Here is a 24,008-nt window from a genome sequence, read left to right on the forward strand (position 1 = left end):
GATCGCCACCGACGCCCCACCGCCGAGGCCCCGGCACCCGTCCGAACCCGGGCGGGTGCCGGGCCCTCGTCTCCCGTCAGGTGACCGAGCCGGGCGGCGCGACCAGGGCCCGCCGGAGCGTGTGCTAATTCGTATTAGCATCTTGACGCCGCCGAGACGGCGCGCGCAGACTCATCGACCAACGAACCCGTTCCGCGCCGAGCGTCCACACCGTCCGGTCGCTCAGTGCGGGGTCGAGTGACGCCTGCCCGCACCCCTGCCCCCGTCGGCGCGCCCCACGAACGGAGGGAACGCGATGACGCGTACCCCGGAAGGCTCCTTCTCCCGACGCACGCTGCTGCGCGGCGCGGCGGCCGCCGGTGTCGCGACCGCGACCACCGGCGCCGGCCTTGCCGCGGCCTCCACGCCGGCGCTCGCCGCACCGGCCGGCTTCCCCAACTACCGGTACGTGCGCGACGCGTTCGACAGGCCGTTGCGTTACAACCCGACCGGCGAGTTCATCTTCCCGTGCGTGCGTGGGGTCTACGACAAGATCAGCGGCGCTCTGGGCCGCTACTACCTCTACTACGCGCCGCACGACGCGCCCGGCGGGATCTGCCTCGCCTACGCCAACCGGCTCGAGGGCCCCTACACCGAGTACGCCAACAATCCCGTCGTCGACCGGGTGCTGCCGTCCACGACGGTGAGCCACGTGTCGTCGCCGCACGTGGTGTGGGACGCGCCGACCCGGCAGTTCTACCTGTACTTCCACGGCGAGAACCACACGACCCGCGTCGCCCGCTCGAGCGACGGCGTCCGGTTCACCGACGAGACGCCGATCCTGTCGACGAACCTGGTGCCCAACACGACCGAGACCTCGTACGCGCGGGTCTTCGAGCACTCCGTGGCCGGCAAGGGAAACCGCTACGTGATGGTGTTCATGGGCGCACACACGATCCGGCCGGGCACCCGGAAGATCTTCTGGGGCTGGTCGCCGAACGGGTGGAGCGGCTGGCAGTTCTCGCCGAACCCGCTGGTGTCGCCGTCGGGCGACGGGCTCACCGACATCTCCGCTCCGCACCTGTTGAAGCGCAACGGCACCGCGTACGTCGCGTACCACGGCAGCAGCGGCAACATGTACCTGACCGAGGTCGGCAACAACTTCGACCGGGAGGTCCACCTCGGCGTGTTCCACCGGCCGATCGCGTCGGACAACGGCCGGGTGGCGTCGCCGACGTTCGGCACCGACGGCGGCGTGGAGTACATGCTCTACGAGGCCGGGCCCCGCCTCGACGCCAGGATCTGCGTGGCCCGCGCGGTCTAGGGCCACATCAGGCGGCGTCGCCCGGTCGGTCGGTGGTCGCGGCTCCGGCCACCGGCCGGGACGGCCCGGCCCGGCCGTCCCCATCCGGGCGGGGTGGGTCCGGCTGCGGTTCGGGCGCGGCGAAGGTGACCGGAGCGTCGAACGCGGCCCGCCGTGCGGCGCGGCGCAGCGCGGCGAGCACCGCGGGGCCGGCGAGGACGATCGCCACGGCGGTGGTGATCGCGCGTCCGGTGTCCCAGCCGAAGGTGGAGGTGACCGCCGTGAAGACGGCGAAGCGGTGCAGGTTCTCCAGCAGTGGCGCTCCGGCGACGTAGGAGAGCTGGGTGTCCGCGCCGATGCTGAACGGCCAGAACCACAGGTTCATCAGCAGTCCGTAGCCGTAGGCCGCGAGTACGCCGTAGCCGGCCAGGGCAGCGATCTCCGCCCGGCCCCGCAGCCTCGCCGGTAGCAGGCCGGCGCCGAGACCGATCCAGGACGCGGCCAGCATCTGGAACGGCAGCCACGGCCCGACCCCTGCGGTGAGCAGCGCGGAGGCGAACAGCGACGTCGAGCCGAGCAGGAAGCCGAATCCGGGCCCGAACACCCGGCCGGCGAGTACGAGAAGGAAGAACACCGTCTCGATGCCTGCGGTGCCGGCCCCGAGCGGGCGCAGCGCGGCGTTGACGGCCGCGAGCACCCCGAGCATCGCCAACGCCTTGCTGTCGATGCCGCCGGAGCTGAGTTCGGCCAGCACCAGCGCCACGAGCACCGGCAGCACCACGAGGAACACCAGCGGCGCCTCGCCCGTGCGGGCGGTGCTCTCCGGATGGGCGGGGACGAAGAACGGCCAGGTGAAGGTCGCCAGTGCGGCGGCCGAGGCCAGCACCAGCACGACGGCGGTACGCGGGGCGACCCGCAGCACGCTCACCCCGGCTCCCCGGTCGTGGCCAGTGCGGCCGCGACCTGCTCCACGGTCAGCCACGGCGCGGGGGCGAGGACCTTGGCCACCTGCGGGGCGAACGCCGGCGAGGCGAGCATGACCTCCGCCGTGGTGCCGGCGGCGACGATCTCCCCCTCGGCCATCACCACGACCTGGTCGGCGAGGGCCGCGACGAGCTCGACGTCGTGCGTCGCGATCAGCACCGCCCGGCCGTCGGCGGCCAGCCGTCGGACGACGGCGGTGAACTGCCGCTTGGCGCGGTAGTCCAGGCCGCGGGTCGGCTCGTCGAGCAGGACCACCGGCGGGGCGGCGGTGAGCTGGACGGCGAGCGCGAGCGCGAGCCGCTGCCCCTCGGAGAGGTCACGGGGGTGCCGGTCGGCGGGCAGCCCGGGGGTGAGCTGGTCGAGCATCGCCCGACAGGTGCCGGCCGGCGCTCCGGTCTCCCGGTCGGCCTGGTCGCACTCGGCCTCCACCGTCTCCAGGTACAGCAGGTCACCGGGAGTCTGCGGGACCAGACCGACATGCCGGCGGGCCCGGCCCGGCGGCAGGGCCTTCGGGTCGACGGTGCCCTGCGCGACGGCGACGGCGACGGTCCCGCCCTGGCGGGGGCCGCTGCCCTGCACCGCCCAGAGCAGGCTCGACTTGCCGGAGCCGTTGCGCCCCATCAACGCCACGATCCGCCCGGGAGACAGCTCCATGTCGACGCCGGCCACGGCGACCGTCCCCGGGTAGCGCACGACGACGTCGCGGGCCGTCAGGACGGGGGGCGTGTCCGGGACCGTCGTCGCGGCCGGCACGGCGGCGTCGGTGAGCCGGTGGCGCAGGGCGGCCGCCCGCCGGCGGGCATCGCGTACGGACAGCGGCAGCGGCGTCCAGCCGGCGAGACGGCCTAGCTCGACCAGCGGTGGTGCGATGTCGACGTCGGCGAGCACGGCGGCCGGTTCCCCGTCCACCACCCGACCGTCGCCGGGCAGGTAGAGCAGCCGGTCGGCGTACTGCACGACCCGTTCCAGCCGGTGCTCGGCCAGCACCACCGTCACGCCGAGGTCGTGCACCAGCCGGGTCACCACGGCGAGCACGTCCTCCGCCGCGGTGGGGTCCAGCGCGGAGGTGGGCTCGTCGAGCACCAGCACCCGCGGGTGGGCGGTGAGGACCGACCCGATGGCGACGCGCTGCTGCTGCCCGCCGGACAGCGTCCGCAGCGGCCGGTCGCGAAGCTCGGCGATGCCCAGCAGGTCGAGGGTCTCCTCGACCCGTTTGCGCATCACCGGCGCCGGCAGGGCGAGCTGCTCCATCCCGTAGGCGAGCTCCTCCTCGACGGTGTCGGTGACGAATCCGGACAGCGGATCCTGCCCGACCACGCCGACGACGTCGGCGAGGTCCCGCGGCGGATGACGGCGGGTGTCCCGGCCGTCGACCGTCACGCTGCCGTGCAGGGTGCCGCCGGTGAAGTGCGGCACCAGCCCGTTGATCGCCCGCAGCAGCGTGGACTTGCCCGTGCCGGTGCGACCGACGACCAGGCAGAGTTCGCCCTCGTCGATGCGCAGCGTCACGTCCCGCAGGGTCGGGCGGTCGCTCTCGGCGTAACGGACGGTCACCCGGTCGAAGCCGATCACGAAGGGCCTCCCTGCGTGGGGGACGACGACGCCAGCCGACCCGCTCCGTCCGCCGGCGTGGCGTCGACCGGACCGCGGGGTGCGGTCGCCGGGCCGGCGTCGCGCGCGGCGGACGTCCGTGCGAGCACGGGAGGCGGCGCCAGCCAGGCCGGTGCCGCCGCGACCACGACGGCGAGCAGCGTCAGCGGCGTCAGCTCGGGCCAGGTGAGGGGGCTCACCGGTGGATAGAGAAGCTCCGGATCGACCGAACCGGCCAGGACCGTCAGCGCGGCGGCGCCCACCCCGCAGCCGGCCACGAGCAGTTCCGCGCCCCGCCAGTGGTCCGGCCGGTAGCGGCTGCGCCGCACCCGCCGGCCGGCCAGCAGCATGCCGGCCACGGCGGTCGACAGGCCGACGAGGAGCATCGGCAGACCCAGGTAAGCGGGGCCGGTGGCGTCGAGCAGCCCGTACGTGCCGGCGCAGACGCCGACCAGCCCGCCGAGCACCAGCGCACCGGTGACGGCGCGTTGCCCGGCCGGCACCGCCGGGGTGCGGCCGTAACCCCGGGAGTCCATCGCCGCGGCCAGTGCCAGCGACCGGTCCAGCGCGTCGGCCAGCACCGGCAGCGCGATGCCCCGCAACGCCCGTACGCCCCGGCCGGAGGCACCCCGCAGCCGCCGCGCCCGCCGGACCCGCAGCACGCTCTCGACCAGTTGCGGGGCGACCGACAGGGCCACCACCACGGCCGTGCCCACCGCGTACAGGGCCCCGGGCACGGCTTTGAGCAGCCGCTTCGGGTTGGCCAGGGCGTTCGCCGCGCCGAGGCAGACCAGCATCGTGGCCAGCCGCAGCCCGTCGTAGAACCCGCCGAGGAGTTGCTCGGCGGCGACCGGCCCGAACAGGCGGATTCCCGCCGCCCACGCGGGTAGGGGGATTTCGGGGAGCCGGACGAGCACGTGGTCGCCCTGCCCGCCGCCGAACACGATCCGGAACAGCACCCGCATCGCCACGATCACCGCGCCGAGCACCAGGTACATCCGGAACGCCAGCGCCCACGGCGCGTCTCCCCGCCGCCGGACGACCACCAGCGCGGCGACGGCGACGAGCAGGCCCAGCGGCAACGGATTGGTGGTGTGGCTGGCCGCGGTGGCCAGGCCGAGCGCCCACAGCCACCACGCGCCGGGGTGCAGCGCCCGGGGCAGGCGTGTCGCCCCGCCCACCGGCCCTGCCCGGTCCGCTCCGACGGGCCTCTCCACCCGGCGGGTGCTCCGGTCAGTCATCCGGCTCGACGGTCCGCCGCCGCCGTGCGGCCAGCAGGCCGCCCACGCCGAGCGCGACCAGCAGCAGCACGCCGGCCGCCGTACCCAGCGGGATCCCGCGAGCGTCACGGGGCGCGGCGATCTCGGTCACCACCGGCTGGTCGGCGGAACTGCCCGCCGGTGGGCTGACGGCAGCGCTCGCAGGTGGCGCCGCGACGCCCGCGCCCGGTGTCGGGACCGGGCCGCCGGCCGTCGGCGTACCGGTGGGAAGCGGCGCGGGCCCGGCGGAGCCCGGCATCGGTCCTGCCGCACCAGGCCGGCCCGCGGTGGCAGGTGGTGGCGCGACCGGTCGACCGTCTCCTGCCGGCGGTGGGGCGACCGGGCCGCCCCGGGTGGGCGGTGCCGGGAGCGGAGGGCTCGGTGGTGGTGGCGGTGGCGCGGGACGCCTCGGCGTGGTGCTCGGCCGGGGCGCGTCGTTGGCGTTGCGGTTGAGGGAGAACGACCAGCCCTCGAAGCTGCCGGCCGGCGGCTTGCGGTTGAGCACACCCTTGTCGCTGTACGTCCAACTGCCACCGTTGGTCGCGTGCCAGTACGACCAGTAGGCGCTGGCGGGAGGCGTGTCGACGCACTTCTCGGACGCCGTCGACGGCCTGCCCTCGATCCGGCAGACGAACCCCTCGCCCCAGCGCAGCGTGCCGGTGATCTGGAACCCGGCGTTCTTGAGCGCCGCCAGCCCGGTGGACTGCTCGCCCCGGGCGCACCGCACCACGGTTCCGCCGCCGAGTTCGTTGAAGTCGACCACCACGGTCACCCCGGAGGCGTCCGGGCAGTAGCCGGCCGATCCGGCGGCCCTCGCGGGGGTGCCCGATCCGATCATCGTGCCGGCGGCGGTGAGGGCGACGACCAGACCGGCGCGGGCGACCCGGACGGTCACGCCGCCCGCCGACGGCCGATGACGACGAGCAGCACCCCGCCGCCGACCAGCAGGAACGCGATCAGCACGTAGCTGGTGATCGCCGCGCCGGTCGTCGGCAGCCCGCCCAGGCCCGGGGTGGTCGGGGTCGCGCCCGGGGCGACGGTCGTCGACGCCGTGGCGGACGGGGTCGACGGCACGGTGGTCGCGGACGGGCTCGGTGTCGGCACGGCCGTCCCGGTGGGCGTCGGTGACCCGGTGGGCGTGGGGGAGGTGGTGGCGCTGGGGGAGGCGGTGGGCGCGGCCGTGCCGGTCGGGGTCGGCCCGGGCGACGACGGCGGCGGGTCGAGGCCGATGCCTCCCAGCGGCACCTGGACGAGGCCGAGCATGGCCTGTGCGGTGCCTCGACGCCACTGGTCCCGGTCGGTGTCGGTGATCCCGGACGCGACGGCCGTCGTCAGGCTGTCGGTGTTGTAGGCGACGGCGCCCGCGTCGGCGGCGGCCGCGCCGCCGTTTGCCGCGGTGAGCTGTAGTGCGGCCAACGCGCCGGCGGCCCGCGCGGCCTCGGCGTCGTGGCCGCCGGCGGCGGCGAGGGCCTGCCCGGCCAGGCCGGTGCTGTTGGAGTTCGCGCCGGTCGTCGGGCCGGAGCCGCCGAACGAACCGTCGGCGCGCTGCTGATCCACCAGCCAGGCGGCGCCCTTGGCGGCCGCCGCGGTGGCGCCGGTGGCGCCGTCGGCAGCGGCGGCGAGCAGCGCCTGCACGGCCATCGCGGTCGAGTCGACGTCGAGGGTGGCGCCGGCCTGCTCGTCGCAGGACGGGGACGGGCCGTCGGCGGTGTCGGGGTAGAGCCGGAATCCACCGGCCGCGCACTGCTGGCGGATGAGGAAGTCGACGGTGTCCTGCGGTACGTCGCCGCTGCGAGCCAGGCCCAGCACGGCGAAGGACTGGTCGAAGGCGTTGCTGGCGTCCGGACCGGTGTCGGCGGTGGTGCGGCTGGTGATCCGCCCCCGCTGGTGTCCGGCATCCGCCCCGGCGACCAGCGACAGGGTCTCCGTCCGCAGGTCGAAGCCGCCGAAGTCGGTGGGATCGGCTCCGACGGCGGAGGCGGCGTACAGCAGCTTCGCGGTCGACCCGCCGTCGGTGAAGCCGGGGATGCCCCAGTCGTCGAGGCTGTTGTAGGACCGCACATGCGCCGCGACCTGCGCCGTCGCGGCCTGACGGATTGGCGCGTCCACCCCGGTGGCGGACAGGGCGAGGAGCCCGTCGATGGTCAGACCCCAGTCCGGACCGCCGAACGGGCCGGGCAGCGCCCCGTCGGCGAACTCGCCGGCCAGCCAGGAGGCGGCGTCGCGCGCGGCGGCGGCGTGGGTCGGGGCGGGCGCGGCCACGACGGTCAGGGGTACGGCGGTGAGCGCGGCGATCGTCGCCGCCGTGGCGGCGACGACGCCGGCGCCGAGACGCCTTGAACGGGACCGGGACATGAGGGGTGCCTTTCGCAGAGCGGTCGGTGGAAGCTCCGGAAAGCACCCGGGGACAGCGACACCCCGCTCGCGTGATGCGATGAGCGGGGTGGAACGGACCTCGGTGGCCCGGACTTCACCCTGTAAACCTCGACAGTGGAAGCCGCTCGTCCCGGGCGAGGCATTCCGGCTCGCGAGGCCGGGGCCTCGCTCACGGTTGCGGGTCAGCGCCGGCTTCGAACCGGCTTCCCCCCACTCGGGACGTATGCAGTTGTGGACCGGCGTGCACCGGGTGCCGACACCGTACCGCCCGCACGTCGCGCGACGCCAGGGGAGGTGGCCGGCACCCGGTGCACCACTACGGTGACACCCCGTGTGCGGCTACGGTCAGGGCGCGGCGATGCTCGGCGGGGCGCCCGCGCCGAACGACCAGCCCTCGACGGTGCCCGGGGCCGGGTTGTAGCTGCTCGCGCCGGACGTGCTGTAGGACCAGGCGCCGCCGCTGGGGGCATGCCAGTACGACCAGTACGCCGTGGCGGGCGGGGTGTTGACGCACGGATCGGCCGCGGCGGTCGGCTTGCCGTTGATCCGGCAGACGAACGCCAGCCCCCAGCGCTGGGTGCCGGTCACCGTGAAGCCGGCGCCCTGGAGGGCGGCCAGCCCGGAGGCCGGGTCGCCCGGAGCACAGGCGACCTGGACGCCACCGCCGAGCGCGGCGAAGTCGACCACGACGGTGACACCGGAGGTGCCGGTGCAGGCCGCGGCGTACCCGGCCCGGGGGGCGGGTTCGACGGCGGTGAGGGCGACGGCGGCGACGGCGGCTGCCAACAGGCCGGCGAGCCGGGTGCGGACGGTGGATCGGTGACGGAACACGGTTCCTCCTGGGATCGGTGGAGCGACGGGACTGGTCACGGGCAGGCGGGGACCGGTGCGCCCGGGGTGGCGCCGGACGCGGACAGCCGGGCGTACCCGGTGCCGGTCAGGCCGAGGACAGCCTGGCCGGTGGCCCGGGCGGCGGTGCCGGGGTCGAAGGCACCGCCGTCGAAGTCGACCGCGCCCCGGTCGGCCGGCGCCCCGGCGCAACCGACCTGTAGTCCGGCGAGGAACACCCGCGCGCGGGCCCAGGCCAGCGGCCGGTTGCCGTCGCGGAGCGCCTGCGCGGCGAGGCCGGTGCTGTTGGCGTTCGGGATGCCGGCGGCGTTGGCGAAACCGCCGTCGGCGCGCTGCACGGACAGCAGCCAGCGCAGCCCGGCGGCGGCGTCGGTCGGGCGGCCGGTGACCCGCAACGCCTGCACCGCGAGCGCGGTGGCGTCCACGTCGGAGGTGCAGACCGGTTGCGCGGGCAGCAGCGGGTAGCCGCCGTCCGGGCAGCGGGTGGCGGCCAGCCAGGCGGCGGCCGCCGGGGGCGCGCCCTGCGGGGTGCGGTCCAGCGCGAGGAGGGCGAAGGACTGGCTGAAGGTGTTGCTGTAGTCCCCGTACGCCGACCGGTCGGTGAACCGGCCGCCGGGGGCCTGTAGCGAGCGCAGCCGGGCGACCAGGTCCACGCCGCCGACGTCGGTGGGGTCGCCGCCGCGTACCTGGACGGCGAGGGCGAGCTTGGCGGTCGCGCCCGCGTACGCCTCGGTCGCGCCGTCGCCGAGGTAGGCGTCGCGGATGTCCGGCCGGGTGACCCAGGCCAGCGCCCGGGCCCCCGAGTCGTCGGCGACGCCGGCGGCGGCGAAGGCGAACACCGCGTCGAGGGTGAGGCCCTGGTCGGGGTAGGTGACGCCGTCGAAGACGACCTCGAGGCGTTCGCCGGCGACGAGCTGCCGGGCCAGCCAGCCGGCCGCGGCCTCCGACCGGCCGACCCCGGCAGGCGAGGTGGGGGAGGCGTGGGCGGATGCCGGTGCGGCGAGGGTGAGGGTGGCGAGGGTGAGGGCGGCGAGCACACCGCGGAACAGGGTGAGCAGGCGGTGCCGGCTCAGGCGGACGACCATCGGAAGCGCCTTTCCGGCCCGGCGGTCGTCAGAAGCCCGGCCACCCGCCGCAGCGCGGGGGTCGACCGGGACTCCGACCCGTGGGCCACGACGGGTGGGGAGCGGATTCTGCGCGTACGTCGGGTATTCGGGCTCGCCGTCGGAGATGCATCTCGACGGCCTACCGTTGCGGGCCAGCGCCGGACTTCGACCGGACTTCCCCCGCACGCACGCGCGTTGGTTGAGTTGTGGCGCCAGTCTGGAGTGGAGGGACGCCCGATGTCAATGTGTGATCGGCCGCGCGCGTCCGGTCGTCGCCCCGTGGCCGGTCAGGGCAGGATCTCGACGTACCCGTCGGTCGCGTGCACGCGGATCCGCTGTCCGTCCCGGATCAGCCGGGTCGCCCGCTCCACCCCGACGAGGGCGGGCAGGCCGTACTCCCGGGCGACCACCGCCCCGTGGGTCATGAGGCCGCCCACCTCCGTCACCAGTCCCGCGATCGCGACGAACAGGGGTGACCAGCTCGGGTCGGTGTAGGCGGTGACCAGGATGTCGCCCGGTTCGAGGTCGGCCTCGGCCAGGTCCAGGACGACGCGGGCCCGCCCCTCGACGGTCCCGCCGGAAACCGGGAGGCCGACCAGCGCGCCGGTCGGCACATCCTCGCGCCGGTACGCGCCGGCGATGCCCTCGCCCTCCGACGTGAGCACCCGGGGCGGGGTGAGCGTCCGGTACGACCTGAACGCGTCCTTGCGCCGCTGGATGAGCTGGTCGTCCACCTCGTGCGTACGCACGACGTCGTGGAGCTCCTGGAACGTCAGGTAGAAGATGTCCTCCGGCTCCGGGAGCACGTGGGCCCGCACGAGGCGCTCGGCCTCTGACAGCAGGGCCTGCTTGTAGCTGAGGTAGCGGCTGACGATGACGTACTTCGGATACTCCCGGTACCCGATGAAGGTCCGGACCTGGTCGATCATCCGCTTCGCCTCCGCCGCCTTGCGCTCCCCGTCCGGCAGGGCCCGCAGGCGCTCCAGAACCTCCTGTTCCTTCCGCGCCGCCCGCTGGCGCCCCTGCTCGAAGCGCCGCGTGCGGGCGCCCGGCTCGAGGTTCCTGACGTTGTCGAGGATGAGGGGCACGAGCGTGGTGGGGCGTTCGCTCCAGCGTGGCCTCGTGATGTCGATCTCGCCCGCGCAGCGCATGCCGTACCTGTCGAGGTAGGCCCGGATGGCGTCTCGCGCTTCCCGGCCGCCCGGGAGCCGGGGCAGTTCGTCCATGAAGTCCTCGTCCTCGACCTCCCGCAGGAAGGCCACCACCTCCGAATGCGGGCGGATGACGTCAGCCACGTCCAGCAGCGCCAGTCCCATCTCCGACGTGACGTTGTCGGGCGCGGACAGCGTGAGCGTGTCGGCGGCGTTCTTCTCGCCCAGCCACGCGTACAGCCTGTCGTTGAGCCACCACGTGGCCTCCATCCCGGCCATGATCGCCTGCATGCTCAGCGGATCGCCGAGGTCCCGCTTGTGCTCCTGGAAGGCCTCCAACAGGAAGTCGAACAGCGCCGGCCCGGACTTCGTCCGGATGTCGCGCCGCAGGGTGGCGAGGGCCGCCTGGCTGCGTTCGACCAGCTCGGTGACGATGGCCGGATCGGTCTCGACCGGGGCGGGCGCGCCGACGGCGGGCGGCCCTGCCGGACCCTGGTCGGGAAGCGACGGGATGAAGTCGCCGCGGCCGAGGACGGTCTCCAGCGCGTCCCTGATCAACGGATCGGACCGCCCCACCATCTCCAGGAGGCCGGCGCGGCTCGCGGGCGCGGCGAGGCGCCCGGTGACGTCGACGAACAGCCTCCCGCCGGCCTCGTGCATCGGCGCCATGGCCGTCAGCTGCCACATGGAGATCCCCAAGGGCTTCATGGGGTCCGTCATCATCTGCTGGTGACCGACGGAGACGTAGACGTGGTTCGCGCCGTCGCCGGCCTCGGGGATGGGGAACAGCGTGGTGATCGGCCGGCTCTGGACGATCTGGAAGTCGTCGTCGACCAGGCACCATTCGATGTCCTGGGGGTGGCCGAAGTGGGCTTCGATCCGTCGGCCGAGCCGCACCAGCCGCACGACCTGCGCATCCGTCAGGGCCGGCTGCTCCTGCAGCGCCAAGTCGATCGCCTGTTTCCTCGTCCCGCCGGCCGGCAGGGCGTGGATGGCAAGTCGTTTGGCGGCGATCGCCTTGGCGATGATCTGACCGTCCCGCACCCGGTAGGCGTCGGCGTTCACCAACCCCGAGACCAGAGCCTCGCCGAGGCCGAAGCTCGCCTCCACGACAGCGACCTTCCGGTTGTGCGTGACGGGGTCGGCCGTGAACAGGACGCCGGCCGCCTGCGGGAAGAGCATCTTCTGCACCATCACGGCCATCTGGACCGTGCGGTGGTCGATGCCGTTGCGTCGCCGGTAGGTCACGGCCCGCTCGGTGAAGAGCGAGGCCCAGCACCGGCTGACGTGCTGGAGGACCGCCTCCTGCCCCACCACGTTCAGGTACGTGTCCTGCTGGCCCGCGAAGGAGGCCGTCGGCAGGTCCTCCGCCGTCGCGCTGGACCGGACGGCACAGGCAGCACTCTCGCCGAGCCGGGCGAGGGCCCGGATGATCGCCGCTGCCACGTCGTCGGGGAGGACGACCGCTTCGATGGTCCGGCGGATCTCCGCACTGAGCGCGCCGATCGTCTCCCGGTCGTCCGGGTCCAGGCGCGACAGCCGGTCGAGCCGATCGTCGATCGACGGCGCTTCGGCCATGATCCGCCGGAAGGCGTCCGTCGTCACGCAGAAGCCAGCCGGCACGCGGATGCCGTCGATCCGCGACGAAGCCCCCAGGTGCGCGCCCTTGCCGCCGACGGTCGCGACCTGCGCGTCGCCGACCTCGTGGAGGTCGCACACGTACTGCTCGATCATCGCGACACCTCCGAGGCAGCCGGCATCTGTCGCGACAACGACACTCGCACGTCGTGCGCCGCTTCTTCGCCGGTTTCCGGTTCGGCGGACGATTCTGCGGCAGGACCCGGGTCTTGCGGCAAGCCCTCCAGCCCGATATACGTTGAAGCGGGACAGTTCTCTTCGTGGTTGTCCGCTACGACGAAGTGACGCCATCACCGACAGGCGCGAAGCGGCGCGATCACGAACAGGGGGTCGCCGCGATCGTCGCCGCGATGTCCTCAGGCCAGCAGTTGCTCGCGCATCCTCGCGCCCGGGTTGAACCCGCCCACCACCCGAGGGCTGGCCGGATCGTGCACGTCGAGGGTGTTGTTGCGGCGCATGAGCTCACGCACCGGAGGTGGCAGCCGGGGCGGGTCGTCCATGGCAGCGAGGATCTGTCCGGCGCCCGTGATCAGTCCGTCGGCGAGGGCGGCGGCGTCGGTGTCCACCCGCACCCGGCCGTACTCCCAGCCGGCGGTGGTGAGGTCGAGCACCTCGAACACGTGGGTCACGAGAGGATTCGGGTCGGTCACCCGGTCGAGCCGGTCCGCCTGGCCGCCGAGCACCGCGACGGCGGCGGCCACCTGCGCGTACGGGTGCAAGCCGCTCGGCAACGTGAACAGCGGCCAGCGCAGGGCTCGGCCCGCCTCCATCCACAGCGGCCGGTAGTTGCGGCGGTGCACCAGGAGCCGCCGGCCCGTTCGTCGGTGGACGTCCTGGGCCTGGGCCTGGAGGTCCACGTAGGCCTCGTCGGCGACCTGGCTCACGATCCGGGCCGCCACCACCACGCCGTCGTCGTCGCCGTTGAGCATCCCGGCGACGGCCTGGACCTGCTCGGGGAACCGGAGCTGCGCGTGGGCGCCGTACCGGTGCTGGACGTCGCGGAGCAGAGCCTGCTGCCGTTCCGGATCGAGTTGGACCCGCCCGCCGCCCAGCAGTCGCTGGAGCCAACGCATTTCGCCTCGTTTCAGCAGAGCCGTCCCGGACTGCGGCAATGCTAGTGCGTCGGACCTTCCCGCGCGCGGAAGGGGGTGGCCGAGCCGCCGCCGCGTTGCGCCCGACGGCCTGCGGCAACAAAGGACGTCGATATTGACGTGCGACGACGGCGCGGACAGAATCACGGCACCCACCATGATCCCCGCTGGGAGATGCCATGACCCGTCCCCGCCTGCCGTTCCTCCGGGCCGCCAGCCGGCTGGCCGCGTTCGCCGCGGCCACCGCCGGTGTGCTGCTCACCCTCGCCGCACCGGCCAACGCCGCCGCACCCACCGGGCGCTACGTCGCCCTGGGTGACTCGTACACCTCCGGCCCGCTGATCCCCACCCAGGTCGACCTGAACTGCCTGCGCTCCAACCGCAACTACCCGTCGCTGGTCGCCGCCTCCGTCGGCTCGTCGGCGCTCGCCGACGTGAGCTGCTCCGGCGCCACCACCGAGGACATCCTCGTCGGCGGCAGCGGCGCACTGGGCATCTCGTTGCCGCCGCAGCTCAGCGCGGTCACCCCGGACACGACGCTGGTCACCGTGCAGATCGGCGGCAACGACATCGGCTTCTCCGGCATCATCACCGACTGCGCCGAGGCGAGCCTGAGCAGCCCCCTCGGGTCTCCGTGCAAGAACCGGTACACCGCCGGTGGCGTCGACCAGTTGCAGGCCAGGATCGCCGCCACGGCGCCGAAGGTGACCGCCGTGCTGCAGGCCGTCCACCGCGCCGCGCCGGGCGCCCGGGTCGTGGTGCTCGGCTACCCGGCGATCGTGCCGGACAGCGGCTACGGCTGCTGGCCGGTGGTCCCGATCGCCTACCAGGACGTGCCGTACCTGCGCAGCGTCCACAAGTCCCTGAACGGGATGCTCGCCAGCACCGCCGCCGCGAACAACGCCACCTACGCCGACGTCTACACCCCGTCGGTCGGCCGCGACACGTGCAAGAGCAGCGGCACCCGCTGGGTCGAAGGGCTGGTTCCGCAGAACGCCGCCGCCCCCTTCCACCCCAACGCCAGGGGCGAGCAGGGCATGGCGAACGCGCTGCTGGCCAGGCTGAACAGCTGACCGACGGTTCCCACCACCGGCGCGACCTGACCTGACGAGCACCGGTCACCCGCCCCGCCGCCCATCCGGCGGCGGCACGGGGTGGCCGGTGCCGGGCGGATCAGCCGACGGCAGGGCCTCCGGCTCCCGCCGTCGGCACCACCAGGTCGGGCAGGTCGCCCAGGGCCCGGACCGCGGTGACGGCGGCGTAGCCCTCGGCGAGCCAGGCCAGGTCGGTGCCGGGAACGCGGCGGGCGCCGTTCTCTTCGAATGCGGTACGGACGTAGCCGTGGCCCCTCTCGGCGACGGCCACCTGCACCTGACCGAACGGGGCGAGGGCGGCCTGGCGCAGTCCGGCGACCCGGTCGGCCGGCAGGTCGGGCACGTTCAGGTTCAGCACCGTTCCGGCGTCCGCGTCGCGCAGCCAGGGCAGCAGGCGCCCGGCCAGGTCGGCGGCGGTGGACCAGTGCCGGGCCTCGTCGTCGACGGTGTCGAGCACGTCGATCGCCGCACCACCGCTGCCCGCGCTCGCCGCCGCCGGTGACAGCACGTCCAGCGAGACGGCCAACGCCCGGGCACCGCTGTTGCCGGCGGTCAGCGCCGCGCCGACCGTGCCCGAGTGCAGGATCGCGTGTCCCGCGTTCGCGCCCCGGTTGATGCCCGACAGCACCAGCTCCGGAGGCGGCCCGAACACACCGAGCCCGGCCAGGATGGCGATGTAGCCGGGCGTGGCCGCGACCCCGTACGCCGGCACCTCGGGCAGCCCGACCAGCTCCGTCTGCGTGAACATCACCCGCCCGTCGTCGGTGACCGCGGACAGGGCCGCGCTCATCCCGCTCGCCTCGGAGCGCGGCGCGGCGACCACCACGTCGAGGCCGCGTTCGTACGCGGCGCGGGCGAGCCAGCGGATGCCGGGCGCGAGCACGCCGTCGTCGTTGGTCACCAGCACACGCGCAGGCCGGTCACCGGTCATCGGAGTCTGCCCGCGTGTCCTCGAGCGGGGACAGCCGCACCCGGGCGGCGAGTTCCCGTACGGCCTCCGCCCGGCCGGTGCCCAGCCCGTGCCGGGTGACGTTGAGCGCTCCGGCCGCGGCGCCGATGCGGACGGCCTCCCGCATGTCGCCGCCCCTGGCGAGTACCGCGGCGACACCGGCGGTCATCGAGTCGCCGGCGCCCCGATGGTCGGCCAGCTCCAGCGGCGGGGCGTGCACCCGCAGCGCCGTACCGTCGTCGAGCAGGGCCAGGGCCGGCTCTCCGGCGCGGCTGATCAGCACCGATCCCGCGCCCCGCTGTTGCAGGCGCCGGCCGGCGTCGGACAGCGCCTCGACGCTGTCGTCGTCCGCGAGGCCGTCGTCCATCAGCTCCTCGTGGCTGACCTTGAGCACGGCGACCCCGCCCTCCAGCACCGCCGCCAGGTAGGCGCCGGACAGGTCCGCGACGACGGTGCCGCCGTTGGCGGTCAGGTCGGCGGCCAGGCGCCGGTAGATGTCCGGGTCCACCACGTCCGGGGCGGCGGGGCCGCTGAGGACGCTGACCGGTGCGCGCAGCCCCTCGGTCAGCGTCACCGTGTACAGCTCGTCGATGTCGTGGCGGACCATCGGCGCACCCGGGTCCTCGGCTATCTCCGCCCGCGAGCCGTCGCGCCGGTCGTGCACGTACCAGCCGGTCCCCGACTGCCGGTCGACCACCCGCACCGTCACGTCCTCCTCGACGAGAAGCTTGCGCAGCGCGTCACCGACCTCGCCGCCGAGGGCCACGCACAGGGTGACCGGCGTGCCGAGGGCCGCGATCATGCGGGTCTGCCACACCCCCTGGCCGCCGGGGTGCAGGTGCAGCTCGACCGCGTCGGCCTGCTGCTCGATGGTCACGGTCAACAGCGGTGCCGGGGCGAACACCATCACCTGTTCATCCATCGCCACCTACTGCCCCGCGACGGCCCCGCCAATCGGGCGAGGGGCCGCGATCTGGGGGCGGGTCGGCGGCGGTCAGTCGGCGACGACGAGCGCCTGGGGCGCGGCGGCCTTCATCCGGGTGCGCAGCCACTTGAGCTGGATGGCCGTCTCACCCTCGCACCGGCCACTCCTGCCCCGGCCCGTACGGGGTCCGTTCACCCCACGGGTCGGCGATCCGGTCCACCACGACGCGCTCCCTCCGAATCCCGGTCGTCACACCTGTCCCCGCCGTCACCGCGGGTCGTCGCCTCGACTCGACCCTCCCAGCATGTGGCGATACCCCGGACCGCCACGCCGAAGCGGACCGACAGCACCGGTTCGGGTGTCCGTACCGGCCGCCTCGGTCGGTCGTCCCCGCAGTCGGCGCTCATGGCCGCACGGTGAACCGACGCGAGGAGGGCACCAGCGCCGCGGCGGCGGGCGCGGCGAAGCACACCACGGCACACCCGGCGAGGACGCCGGCCGCGCCGAAACGATCGATCGCGGGAGCGACGAGCGCCAGACCGACAGGCGCGAGTCCGTAGGACAGGAGGAAGTCCAGCGAGGACACCCGGGCGAGCTTCGTCGGCTCGACCTCGCGCTGCGTGGCGGTGAACCACGGGACGTTGAACAGCTCGATGCCGAGTCCGGCGAGCACGTAGGCGGAGACGACCAGCACAGGATGCACCGGCAGGAGCAGGCTGAGCGGTACGAGCCCGTACAGGGCGAGCCCGGCCAGGGCGGTCCAGCCCTGTGCCGGCGGGCGCCACCGCCCGATCACCACGGCGCCGGCGAGCGCGCCGAGGGTGTACGCGGTCATGGCGGCGGCAAGCACGGCCTCGGTGCCGTAGCGGTCACGGCTGACCAGTGGAAGGACCACCCCGGTGGCCGAGTATCCGGTGGCGATGACCGCGGTCAGCGCGGCCAGGCCCGCGAGGAACCAGGGATGACGGCGTGCCTCGCGCACGCCGTCGGCGAACTCGGCCAGGATTCCGGGCCTGGCGCCGGGCCTGTCGGTTCGGCCGGTCCCGGCGGGTGGGATCAGGGCGGCCGCCAGCCACAGGCCACCGACGCCGAGCAGGAGCATCGGAACGGAGACGACCAGGGCCAGCAGCGCGGTCAGGCTCGGGGCGACGAGGGTCGTGACCCGCACGGCGAGGGTGATCGCGGCGTTGGCCTGCTGCCGTTGTGGCTCGGCGACCACCTCGGCGGTCAGCGCCTGGAAGGCGGGCCGGCACGCGCCCTGTCCCGCGCCCATGACGGTCGCCGCCACGGCCGTCAGGGCGAGCGACCGGCCCATGCCGAACGCCATCACCGGGGCGGCGAGGGCGCCCAGCAGGCCCGACCACAGCACCACCCGCCGACGCGAGTGCCGGTCGGCGAGCACTCCGCCGATCGGGACGGCGACGAGGAAACCCACGGTCCGTACGGCCAGCAGCACCCCCAGTTCGATGGCGGTCAGCGACCGGTCGAGCACCGCCAACCCGAGGATGAACGGCAGGGCCCACGTGGCCATGCCCGAGGCCGTCGTACCCGTCCACAGCCGGACGAAGGACGTGCTCCGCAGCATCGAGTTCGGCTCCGGGCGGGTCTGGACGGTGTCGTCAAGCATGCGCATCGATTCCTCGGCCTTGACCTGACAATGATTGTCATTATAGTAACGGTCGCGGTTCGTCTCGTCCCGGCGGTCGACAGCTGCCGCCGCCGACCGGCGTTCTCCAGCGCGCCGCACCGACCGCAGCCCGCCCGCTGACCCGAGGGAGGACCATGAACATCAGCCTGGCCGACCTGCCACCGGCACTGCCCGCCGACCACGTCGTCGCCATCAACCAGCCCGGAGCCGACCTGCACACCCACCGCGACTACGCCTGGCACGGCATGGCGTTCGACCTGCCGCCCGGCGTGTTCCACCCCGGCGAGACCAGCCGAATGCTGCACCAGCGGCTCCTCGACGGCGACATCGAGACCCGTGGCCGCGGCTACGCTGCGATGGGCGTCGGCGCCGGCGTAGAGGCCGTAGCGGCCGGGCTGCGGGGCGCGCACACCGCCTACGCGCTCGACGTGCACCCCGCCAGCGTGCGGGCCACCGCCCGGCACTACCGCACCCACGTCGGCGAACGATCCGACACCCGCTTCGTCCCGCTGGTGTCCGACCTGTTCGACGCGCTGCCCGACGGCACCCGGCTCGACGTCGTGACCTTCAACCCGCCCGCCGTCAGTCAGCCGGTCAGCGACGACCCCGACGTCGTACGCAACGTCTGCGTCGGCGCGCCCCTGGTCACCAGATTCCTCGACCAGCTCGTCGACCGCGATCTGCTGGCCGGACACGGCGAGGTGTTCCTGATCCTGTCCAACACCGCCGACCTGCACACCATCGTCGGCCATGCCATCCGGGGCGGCTTCGCCACGACGATCCACCACCGCCACGACTGGCACGACGGCGTCGTCACGTTCCTGTTCCGACTCACCCGCGACCAGCGATGACGGCCCTGACCGGCCTGGTGACGGCGGTCCTCGACGGCCAGCACGGCCCCGACCCCGCATCCCTCGTAGCCACCAGCGTCTTCTGGGTGCACCACGGCACCCGCCTCGACGGCGGGACCACCACCTACCGCAACCAGTACGTGCTCGCCCGCGTCGGCACCGCCCTCGGCGCGTGCGCCTTCGCCGCCGGCGACGTGGACCCGACCGTGTGTCTGGAGTACTCCGGCGCGCCCGTCGCCCACCTGCTCACCGACGCACCGCCCGCGGTGCGGGTGGCGGCTCTCGACGCGTACCTGGCCCACGTCCGTCCCCACCGGGACTCCGACGCCGAGCCCGTCGTGCTGCCCGCCGGCACCCCGGAGATGCGGGCGCGGGCGCGCGACGCCGCGGTCGCCGGACTCCTCGACGTCACGCCCGGCGCGAAGGTCGCGCTGATCGGCGTGGTCAACCCGCTCGTGGCCGCCATCCGTGAACGCGGCGCCGAGTGCCTGCCCTGCGACCTCACCCTGCGCACCACCCAGTGGGGTGACCCCGTCACCCCCGACATGCGCGACGTTCTCCACGTCGCCGACGCCGTCGTCGCCACCGGTATGACCATCGGCAACGGCACCTTCGACGAGATCCTGCGCACCTGTCACGACCGGGACGTCCCGCTGATCGTCTACGCCCAGACCGCCAGCGCGGTGGCCCGACACTTCCTCGGCGCAGGCGTCACCGCCCTGTCGGCGGAGCCGTTCCCGTTCTCACAGTTCAGCGCCGATCGGACCGTGCTGTACCGGTACCACGCCCAGTCCTGACCATTCCGAGGGGAAAGACGTGGACGAGCACATCAGCGAGACACTCAGCAGGCCGGCCCTGATCCGCCTGGACGACCGCACCACCTGCGTGCGCTTCGAAACCATGAAGATGGCGTCCGCCCTCGCCGCGGTACGCCATCTGCTGCACCGGGGAGTGATCACACCCGGGGACACCCTCGTCGACAGCTCCAGCGGCATCTACGCCCACGCGCTGGCGCTGGCCTGTCACCGCCACGGGCTGCGATGCCACATCGTCGCCTCCACCACCGTCGACATCACGCTGCGCACCCAGCTGGAGATCCTCGGCGCCACGGTGGAACCCATGCCACCGACCGCCAACCTGAAGCTGGACCAGGACCGCCGGGTCGCGCGGGTCCAGGAGATCCTGCGCGCGAAGCCGCGCCACCACTGGATGCGGCAGTACCACGACGACATCCACTACCTGGGCTACCGCCCGATCGCCACACTGATCCGACGGGAACTCGACGGGCAGCCCCTGACGATCGTCGGTGGCGTCGGCACCGGGGCCTCGACCGGTGCCCTGGCCACCTACCTGCGCGATGCCACCCTCGAGGTGTCCCTCGTCGGCGTCCAGCCGTTCGACAGCGTCACCTTCGGCAGCGACCACGTCCGCGACCCCGAGATCATCATCGCGGGCATCGGCAGTGCCATCCCCTTCGCCAACGTCCGCCACACCCTCTACGACACCCTGCACTGGATCGGCTTCGACGCCGCACTGGCCGGCAGTATCGCCCTGCTACGCGACCACGCCGTCTTCGCCGGCCTGTCGACGGGCGCCGCCTACCTGGCCGCACGCTTCGAGCGACGTGCGGACTCCCGGCGGCACGTCGTACTACTGGCCCCCGACACCGGCCACCGCTACGTCGACGCCGCCTACACCCGACACGCCCAGGCCCTCACCGCACACGACCTGCAACCCCACCAGATCACCGAACTGGCCGAGATGAAGCTGCCGTGGTCGCGCATGAACTGGAACGCCGCCCCGGCCCCCACGGCCGCAGCAACCGACGCGGCCCTGCAATCCGCATCCTGAGGGGCGCACGCCACGGGACCGGGCGGCGCCGTGGGGCCGGACGGCTCGTGGGTGCCGGCCCGCCTGGCCAGCGAGCAACGCTCGATCGGCCGGACGGCCGAGGAACTCACGTGCGGGCCGGCCGTGGCGGGGGAGACAGGTGCGCCTGACATCATCCAGCCGCGCGCCCGAGCACGAGAGCCTGGCCTGCGGAGACCAGGCCAAGCTCTCGCTCGGTCAGCCATCGTGGATTCGGCTGCTCGGCCCGGACGATGGCGGCGCCGGAGGGAGGCCCCCGCCGGTCGGCGAGGGCCTCCACCGCCTTTCGCCGGATCGCGAGCCGGTCCGCGTCACGTGCGCTGATCTGCGGGATCCACGGTCAGGACCGCAGGTCCCGCAGGTACGCGGCGAACTTCTCCAGCCCGTCCACGTTGCGGGGGCTGCTGATGCCCTCGTTGTAGTCGAGGATGAAGAAGCGGTCGTTGACCACCGCTGGCAGATTCTTAGTCTTAGGTGAGGTCTTGAGGAACTTGATCTTCTGCGTGGCCGGTTGATCCTGGTAGTCGAGAATGATGATCACCTCCGGTCGGGCCTGGACGACCGCTTCCCAGCCGACCTGCGTCCAACGGCCGTCGAGGTCGGCGAAGATGTTCCGGCCACCCGCGAAGGAGATGATGTCGTTCGGCGGCACCTGCCTGCCGGCCGTGAACGGCTGGTCGGTGCCCGAGTCGTAGAGGAACACCGGGGTCCGGGTGCTCGGCGCCTGAGCCCTGACCGCCTCGACCCGCCGCTTCATGTCGGCCACCACGGTGGCGGCCCGCTGTTGCACACCGAAAATCTGGCCGAGTCGCTCCAGGTCGGTGTAGAGGCCGTCGAACGGGGCGTGCCGCTCGGGGTGGTTCGGATAGTTGAAACAGGACTCGGCGTGCATGAAGCTCTGGACGCCCAGCCCGTCGAGGATCTCCGGAGAGGTGCCGCGCTTGTCGCTGAGCCCGGAGTTCCAGCCGGCGACGACGAAGTCGGCCTTGGCCTCCACCAGGAGTTCCCGGTTGAGCAGGTCATCGCTGAGGAACTTGACCTTGGCGTACTCGGCGGCCCACGGGGACTCGGTCACGGGCGGATTGGCCGGTGGCATCACGTATCCGTGGACGTGCTCGGTGAGGCCGAGGGCGAACATCTTGTCGGCGCTGCCGCCCTCGTAGACGACGGCGCGTCGCGGGGTGGTGTATTCCACCGGTTCGCCGCACCGGTTGACGGTGACCTTCCGCACCCCGCTCCCGCTCGGTTCGACCTCGGCACCACAACCGGCGAGCAGCGCCGTGGCGGTCAACGACGCCAACGCGGTACGGACTGCGGTTCGCCGTCGGGAGACGGTCTCGTTCATGTGCGGATTCCTTTCGAAGATCTTGCTGAGTCCAGGGAATGGAGCAGTTGTGGATCACCGGTCAGCGGGTGTGTCACGACGCTGACCACGACGCCGAAGACCTCGCGGATCAGCTCGGCGGTCAGGACCTCGGCGGGAGTTCCGGTGGCGACGAGCCGGCCTCCGGACAGCACGCCGAGCCGGTCGCAGGCCGCTGCGGCGAGGTTCAGGTCGTGCAGCACGACGAGGACGGTGAGCCCTGAGCCGCGCAGCAGGGACAGCAGCTCGATCTGGTGCCGGACGTCCAAGTGGTTGGTCGGCTCGTCGAGCACCAGGACCTGCGGCTCCTGCACGAGGGCGCGGGCGACGAACACCCGTTGCCGCTCACCGCCCGACAGCGCGAGCATCCCCCGGTCGGCCAGGTGCAGCACGTCGAGCTGTGCCATGGCCCATCGACACAGGCCCCGCTCCCGCTCGCTGAGGGGCTGGTTGCCGCGCAGGTGCGGGGCACGACCGAGTGCCACCGTCTCGGCGACGGTGAAGTCGAGGTCCGTGCCGCCGTCCTGGGTGAGCGCGGCGACCGACCGCGCGCTGCGGCGCAGCTTCAGGGTGGACAGGTCGTCGGAGCCGAGCCACACCACGCCGTGGCTCGGCCGCAGCGCCCGGTAGACGCAGCGCAACGCAGTCGACTTGCCGGATCCGTTCGGCCCGATCAGTCCGACGATCCGTCCGTCCGGCACGTCGAGCGACAAATCCTGGACGATGACCTTCCCGTCGATCTCCACTGTGACGCCGTCGAGTCGAAGCTCCATCACCGGCCGCCGAACAGGTAGCCACGGCGGCGCATCAGCGCGAGGAACACCGGTACGCCGATCAGAGCGGTGATCACGCCCAGTGGCAGCTCCCGGGGAGCCACCAGGGTGCGGGAGACCAGGTCGACCCAGACCATGAACACGGCACCGGCCAGCGGCGCGACGACCAGCACCCGGTGGTGCGAGGCGCCGACCACGATCCGGACCAGGTGCGGCAACACCAGGCCGACGAACGCGACCGCTCCGCTGACCGCCACCATCGCGCCGGTGACCAGTGAGGTGATGACGAACAGTCGCCGACGTACCCGGGTCGTGTCGACGCCCAGGCTGAGGGACGCCTCGTCGCCGAAGGTCAGCACGTCGAGGGTGCGGCTGTGCCGGTGCAGGACGACCCCTCCGACGAGGACGGTGGCCGCGGCCACCGGCAGGCCGCCCCAGGTCGCGGCGCCGAAGCTGCCCATGGACCAGAACAGCATGGTGGCGGTCGCCTCGCTGTCCGGTGTGAAATAGATGATCACCGCCATCAGTGCCTGGAAGCCGAACGACATGACCACGCCGGTCAGCACGAGGCGCAGGGGCGTGATGCCGGTGCGGCTGTACGCGGCCAGGTAGACCAGCGCCGCGGCGGCCATCGCGCCGAGGAAGGCGCCGGCGGAGACCGCGTAGATGCCGAGCGCGCCGAGTCCGCCGGCGACCGTGACCGAGACGGCGCCGACCGAGGCGCCGGAGGAGACCCCGAGCACGTACGGATCGGCCAGGGCGTTGCGCACCAGGGACTGGATCGCCACACCGACCGCGGACAGGCCCGCCCCGACGATCGCCGCGAGCAGCACCCGTGGCGTGCGGATCTGCCAGATGATCTGGTACGTGGTCACCTCGTCGGCGTGGATGCGGCCGCCGGTGAGCGCGGCCCAGAGGTACCGGGCCGTCTCGCCGGGCGGGATGGCGACCGGTCCGAGGCCGATCACCACCACGAGCGAGACGGCCAGCAGGACCAGCAGGGTGGCCACGGTGCCACCCGTTCGCAGTGACGGACGAGGGGCGCTCGCGGCAGGGGCGTCCGGGTCGACCACGAGGTCGACGGCCGTGGAGGGCGTCACGTCGAATCACTCTCCCGGTAACGAAATCCATTGTCAAATGCGTATCGTGGCACGTGACCCGGGCGATGAAGCCGTACCGCCCGGTCGTGTCTCGACGGCTCGGTACCGGG

At 73.3% G+C, this 24,008-nt stretch carries 21 protein-coding genes and 2 riboswitches; of the genes, 5 read left to right on the forward strand and 16 right to left on the reverse strand.

The genetic code is table 11. The features are described 5' to 3' along the window. The first annotated feature begins 295 nt into the window (after positions 1 to 295). The gene (locus RM555_RS14865; protein WP_311412284.1) at positions 296 to 1,303 is read left to right on the forward strand and encodes a glycoside hydrolase family protein; all 1,008 of its coding nucleotides are present in this window, start codon (positions 296 to 298) and stop codon (positions 1,301 to 1,303) included. A 7-nt stretch (positions 1,304 to 1,310) separates the two neighbouring features. Here RM555_RS14865 and RM555_RS14870 read toward each other — a convergent pair whose 3' ends face one another. The 9 genes from RM555_RS14870 to RM555_RS14910 all read right to left on the reverse strand — a co-directional run bounded on the left by RM555_RS14870 (position 1,311) and on the right by RM555_RS14910 (position 13,308). Beyond that, positions 1,311 to 2,210, reverse strand: a complete 900-nt coding sequence (locus tag RM555_RS14870) for an ECF transporter S component (RefSeq protein WP_311412285.1) — start codon at positions 2,208 to 2,210, stop codon at positions 1,311 to 1,313. Continuing rightward, the gene (locus RM555_RS14875) at positions 2,207 to 3,838 is read right to left on the reverse strand and encodes an ABC transporter ATP-binding protein (RefSeq protein WP_311412286.1); all 1,632 of its coding nucleotides are present in this window, start codon (positions 3,836 to 3,838) and stop codon (positions 2,207 to 2,209) included. The genes RM555_RS14870 and RM555_RS14875 overlap by 4 nt, the downstream gene beginning before the upstream one ends. Continuing rightward, positions 3,835 to 5,097 (reverse strand): CbiQ family ECF transporter T component, encoded by a 1,263-nt coding sequence (locus RM555_RS14880; RefSeq protein WP_311412287.1) that lies wholly within the window; start codon positions 5,095 to 5,097, stop codon positions 3,835 to 3,837. Before RM555_RS14880 ends, RM555_RS14875 begins: the two co-directional genes overlap by 4 nt. Further along, complete coding sequence (locus tag RM555_RS14885; RefSeq protein WP_396888779.1) at positions 5,090 to 6,010, reverse strand: hypothetical protein; 921 nt, start codon at positions 6,008 to 6,010, stop codon at positions 5,090 to 5,092. The genes RM555_RS14880 and RM555_RS14885 overlap by 8 nt, the downstream gene beginning before the upstream one ends. After that, complete coding sequence (locus RM555_RS14890; protein WP_311412288.1) at positions 6,007 to 7,470, reverse strand: prenyltransferase/squalene oxidase repeat-containing protein; 1,464 nt, start codon at positions 7,468 to 7,470, stop codon at positions 6,007 to 6,009. Before RM555_RS14890 ends, RM555_RS14885 begins: the two co-directional genes overlap by 4 nt. 137 nt (positions 7,471 to 7,607) lie before the next feature. After that, positions 7,608 to 7,724, reverse strand: a riboswitch (cobalamin riboswitch). A gap of 112 nt (positions 7,725 to 7,836) precedes the next feature. Further along, positions 7,837 to 8,322: a hypothetical protein gene (locus tag RM555_RS14895; protein WP_151455235.1), complete on the reverse strand. Its 486-nt coding sequence runs from the start codon at positions 8,320 to 8,322 to the stop codon at positions 7,837 to 7,839. A gap of 35 nt (positions 8,323 to 8,357) precedes the next feature. Next, entirely contained in the window at positions 8,358 to 9,425 is a 1,068-nt protein-coding gene (locus RM555_RS14900; protein WP_311412289.1) for a prenyltransferase/squalene oxidase repeat-containing protein, read from the reverse strand. Between the two features lie 101 nt (positions 9,426 to 9,526). Beyond that, positions 9,527 to 9,650, reverse strand: a riboswitch (cobalamin riboswitch). Positions 9,651 to 9,733: 83 nt separating this feature from the next. After that, on the reverse strand, positions 9,734 to 12,331 hold the full coding sequence (gene rph / locus RM555_RS14905; protein WP_311412290.1) for a rifamycin-inactivating phosphotransferase: 2,598 nt from the start codon (positions 12,329 to 12,331) through the stop codon (positions 9,734 to 9,736). A 260-nt stretch (positions 12,332 to 12,591) separates the two neighbouring features. Beyond that, positions 12,592 to 13,308 carry a hypothetical protein gene (locus RM555_RS14910; protein WP_311412291.1) on the reverse strand — a complete coding sequence of 239 codons (717 nt, stop codon included), beginning with the start codon at positions 13,306 to 13,308 and terminating at the stop codon, positions 12,592 to 12,594. A 197-nt stretch (positions 13,309 to 13,505) separates the two neighbouring features. On the opposite strand from RM555_RS14910, the gene RM555_RS14915 reads away from it, so the two are divergent. Then, complete coding sequence (locus RM555_RS14915; protein ID WP_311412292.1) at positions 13,506 to 14,399, forward strand: SGNH/GDSL hydrolase family protein; 894 nt, start codon at positions 13,506 to 13,508, stop codon at positions 14,397 to 14,399. 100 nt (positions 14,400 to 14,499) lie between these two features. Here RM555_RS14915 and surE read toward each other — a convergent pair whose 3' ends face one another. From surE to RM555_RS14935, 4 genes are all read right to left on the reverse strand, one after another. Then, positions 14,500 to 15,351, reverse strand: coding sequence for a 5'/3'-nucleotidase SurE (surE, locus tag RM555_RS14920; protein WP_396888780.1), 852 nt, complete (start codon positions 15,349 to 15,351; stop codon positions 14,500 to 14,502). Further along, positions 15,341 to 16,291, reverse strand: a complete 951-nt coding sequence (locus tag RM555_RS14925; RefSeq protein WP_311412294.1) for a 1-phosphofructokinase family hexose kinase — start codon at positions 16,289 to 16,291, stop codon at positions 15,341 to 15,343. The genes surE and RM555_RS14925 overlap by 11 nt, the downstream gene beginning before the upstream one ends. Positions 16,292 to 16,363: 72 nt before the next feature. Continuing rightward, on the reverse strand, positions 16,364 to 16,489 hold the full coding sequence (locus tag RM555_RS14930; RefSeq protein WP_311412295.1) for a hypothetical protein: 126 nt from the start codon (positions 16,487 to 16,489) through the stop codon (positions 16,364 to 16,366). 208 nt (positions 16,490 to 16,697) lie between these two features. Continuing rightward, a complete protein-coding gene (locus RM555_RS14935) occupies positions 16,698 to 17,921 on the reverse strand; it encodes an MFS transporter (RefSeq protein WP_311412296.1) in 1,224 nt (407 codons plus the stop codon). 155 nt (positions 17,922 to 18,076) lie between these two features. On the opposite strand from RM555_RS14935, the gene RM555_RS14940 reads away from it, so the two are divergent. Genes RM555_RS14940 through RM555_RS14950 form a run of 3 tightly spaced genes read left to right on the forward strand, consistent with a single transcriptional unit; the run spans position 18,077 to position 20,644 of the window. Further along, positions 18,077 to 18,793, forward strand: coding sequence for a class I SAM-dependent methyltransferase (locus RM555_RS14940; protein ID WP_311412297.1), 717 nt, complete (start codon positions 18,077 to 18,079; stop codon positions 18,791 to 18,793). Next, a complete protein-coding gene (locus tag RM555_RS14945) occupies positions 18,790 to 19,590 on the forward strand; it encodes a Rossmann-like domain-containing protein (protein WP_311412298.1) in 801 nt (266 codons plus the stop codon). The genes RM555_RS14940 and RM555_RS14945 overlap by 4 nt, the downstream gene beginning before the upstream one ends. Positions 19,591 to 19,609: 19 nt before the next feature. Beyond that, positions 19,610 to 20,644: a pyridoxal-phosphate dependent enzyme gene (locus RM555_RS14950; protein ID WP_311412299.1), complete on the forward strand. Its 1,035-nt coding sequence runs from the start codon at positions 19,610 to 19,612 to the stop codon at positions 20,642 to 20,644. Positions 20,645 to 21,002: 358 nt separating this feature from the next. Here RM555_RS14950 and RM555_RS14955 read toward each other — a convergent pair whose 3' ends face one another. The 3 genes from RM555_RS14955 to RM555_RS14965 are packed head-to-tail and all read right to left on the reverse strand — an operon-like array spanning position 21,003 to position 23,898. After that, the gene (locus tag RM555_RS14955) at positions 21,003 to 22,007 is read right to left on the reverse strand and encodes an ABC transporter substrate-binding protein (RefSeq protein WP_311412300.1); all 1,005 of its coding nucleotides are present in this window, start codon (positions 22,005 to 22,007) and stop codon (positions 21,003 to 21,005) included. Beyond that, positions 22,004 to 22,798, reverse strand: a complete 795-nt coding sequence (locus RM555_RS14960; RefSeq protein WP_311412301.1) for an ABC transporter ATP-binding protein — start codon at positions 22,796 to 22,798, stop codon at positions 22,004 to 22,006. Before RM555_RS14960 ends, RM555_RS14955 begins: the two co-directional genes overlap by 4 nt. After that, on the reverse strand, positions 22,798 to 23,898 hold the full coding sequence (locus RM555_RS14965) for a FecCD family ABC transporter permease (protein ID WP_311412302.1): 1,101 nt from the start codon (positions 23,896 to 23,898) through the stop codon (positions 22,798 to 22,800). The genes RM555_RS14960 and RM555_RS14965 overlap by 1 nt, the downstream gene beginning before the upstream one ends. Between the last annotated feature and the right edge of the window lie 110 nt (positions 23,899 to 24,008).

The sequence above is a fragment of the Micromonospora reichwaldensis genome, from assembly GCF_031845925.1.
GTDB lineage: Bacteria > Actinomycetota > Actinomycetes > Mycobacteriales > Micromonosporaceae > Micromonospora > Micromonospora reichwaldensis.

What these genes read in the sequence shown, in the direction of transcription:
- RM555_RS14900 (WP_311412289.1), bottom strand. Translation starts at nt 9,425, where the DNA reads ATGGTCGTCCGCCTGAGCCGGCACCGCCTGCTCACCCTGTTCCGCGGT.
- rph (WP_311412290.1), bottom strand. Translation starts at nt 12,331, where the DNA reads ATGATCGAGCAGTACGTGTGCGACCTCCACGAGGTCGGCGACGCGCAG.
- RM555_RS14915 (WP_311412292.1), top strand. Translation starts at nt 13,506, where the DNA reads ATGACCCGTCCCCGCCTGCCGTTCCTCCGGGCCGCCAGCCGGCTGGCC.
- RM555_RS14880 (WP_311412287.1), bottom strand. Translation starts at nt 5,097, where the DNA reads ATGACTGACCGGAGCACCCGCCGGGTGGAGAGGCCCGTCGGAGCGGAC.
- RM555_RS14890 (WP_311412288.1), bottom strand. Translation starts at nt 7,470, where the DNA reads ATGTCCCGGTCCCGTTCAAGGCGTCTCGGCGCCGGCGTCGTCGCCGCC.
- surE (WP_396888780.1), bottom strand. Translation starts at nt 15,351, where the DNA reads ATGACCGGTGACCGGCCTGCGCGTGTGCTGGTGACCAACGACGACGGC.
- RM555_RS14940 (WP_311412297.1), top strand. Translation starts at nt 18,077, where the DNA reads ATGAACATCAGCCTGGCCGACCTGCCACCGGCACTGCCCGCCGACCAC.
- RM555_RS14935 (WP_311412296.1), bottom strand. Translation starts at nt 17,921, where the DNA reads ATGCTTGACGACACCGTCCAGACCCGCCCGGAGCCGAACTCGATGCTG.
- RM555_RS14925 (WP_311412294.1), bottom strand. Translation starts at nt 16,291, where the DNA reads ATGGATGAACAGGTGATGGTGTTCGCCCCGGCACCGCTGTTGACCGTG.
- RM555_RS14960 (WP_311412301.1), bottom strand. Translation starts at nt 22,798, where the DNA reads ATGGAGCTTCGACTCGACGGCGTCACAGTGGAGATCGACGGGAAGGTC.
- RM555_RS14955 (WP_311412300.1), bottom strand. Translation starts at nt 22,007, where the DNA reads ATGAACGAGACCGTCTCCCGACGGCGAACCGCAGTCCGTACCGCGTTG.
- RM555_RS14910 (WP_311412291.1), bottom strand. Translation starts at nt 13,308, where the DNA reads ATGCGTTGGCTCCAGCGACTGCTGGGCGGCGGGCGGGTCCAACTCGAT.
- RM555_RS14945 (WP_311412298.1), top strand. Translation starts at nt 18,790, where the DNA reads ATGACGGCCCTGACCGGCCTGGTGACGGCGGTCCTCGACGGCCAGCAC.
- RM555_RS14865 (WP_311412284.1), top strand. Translation starts at nt 296, where the DNA reads ATGACGCGTACCCCGGAAGGCTCCTTCTCCCGACGCACGCTGCTGCGC.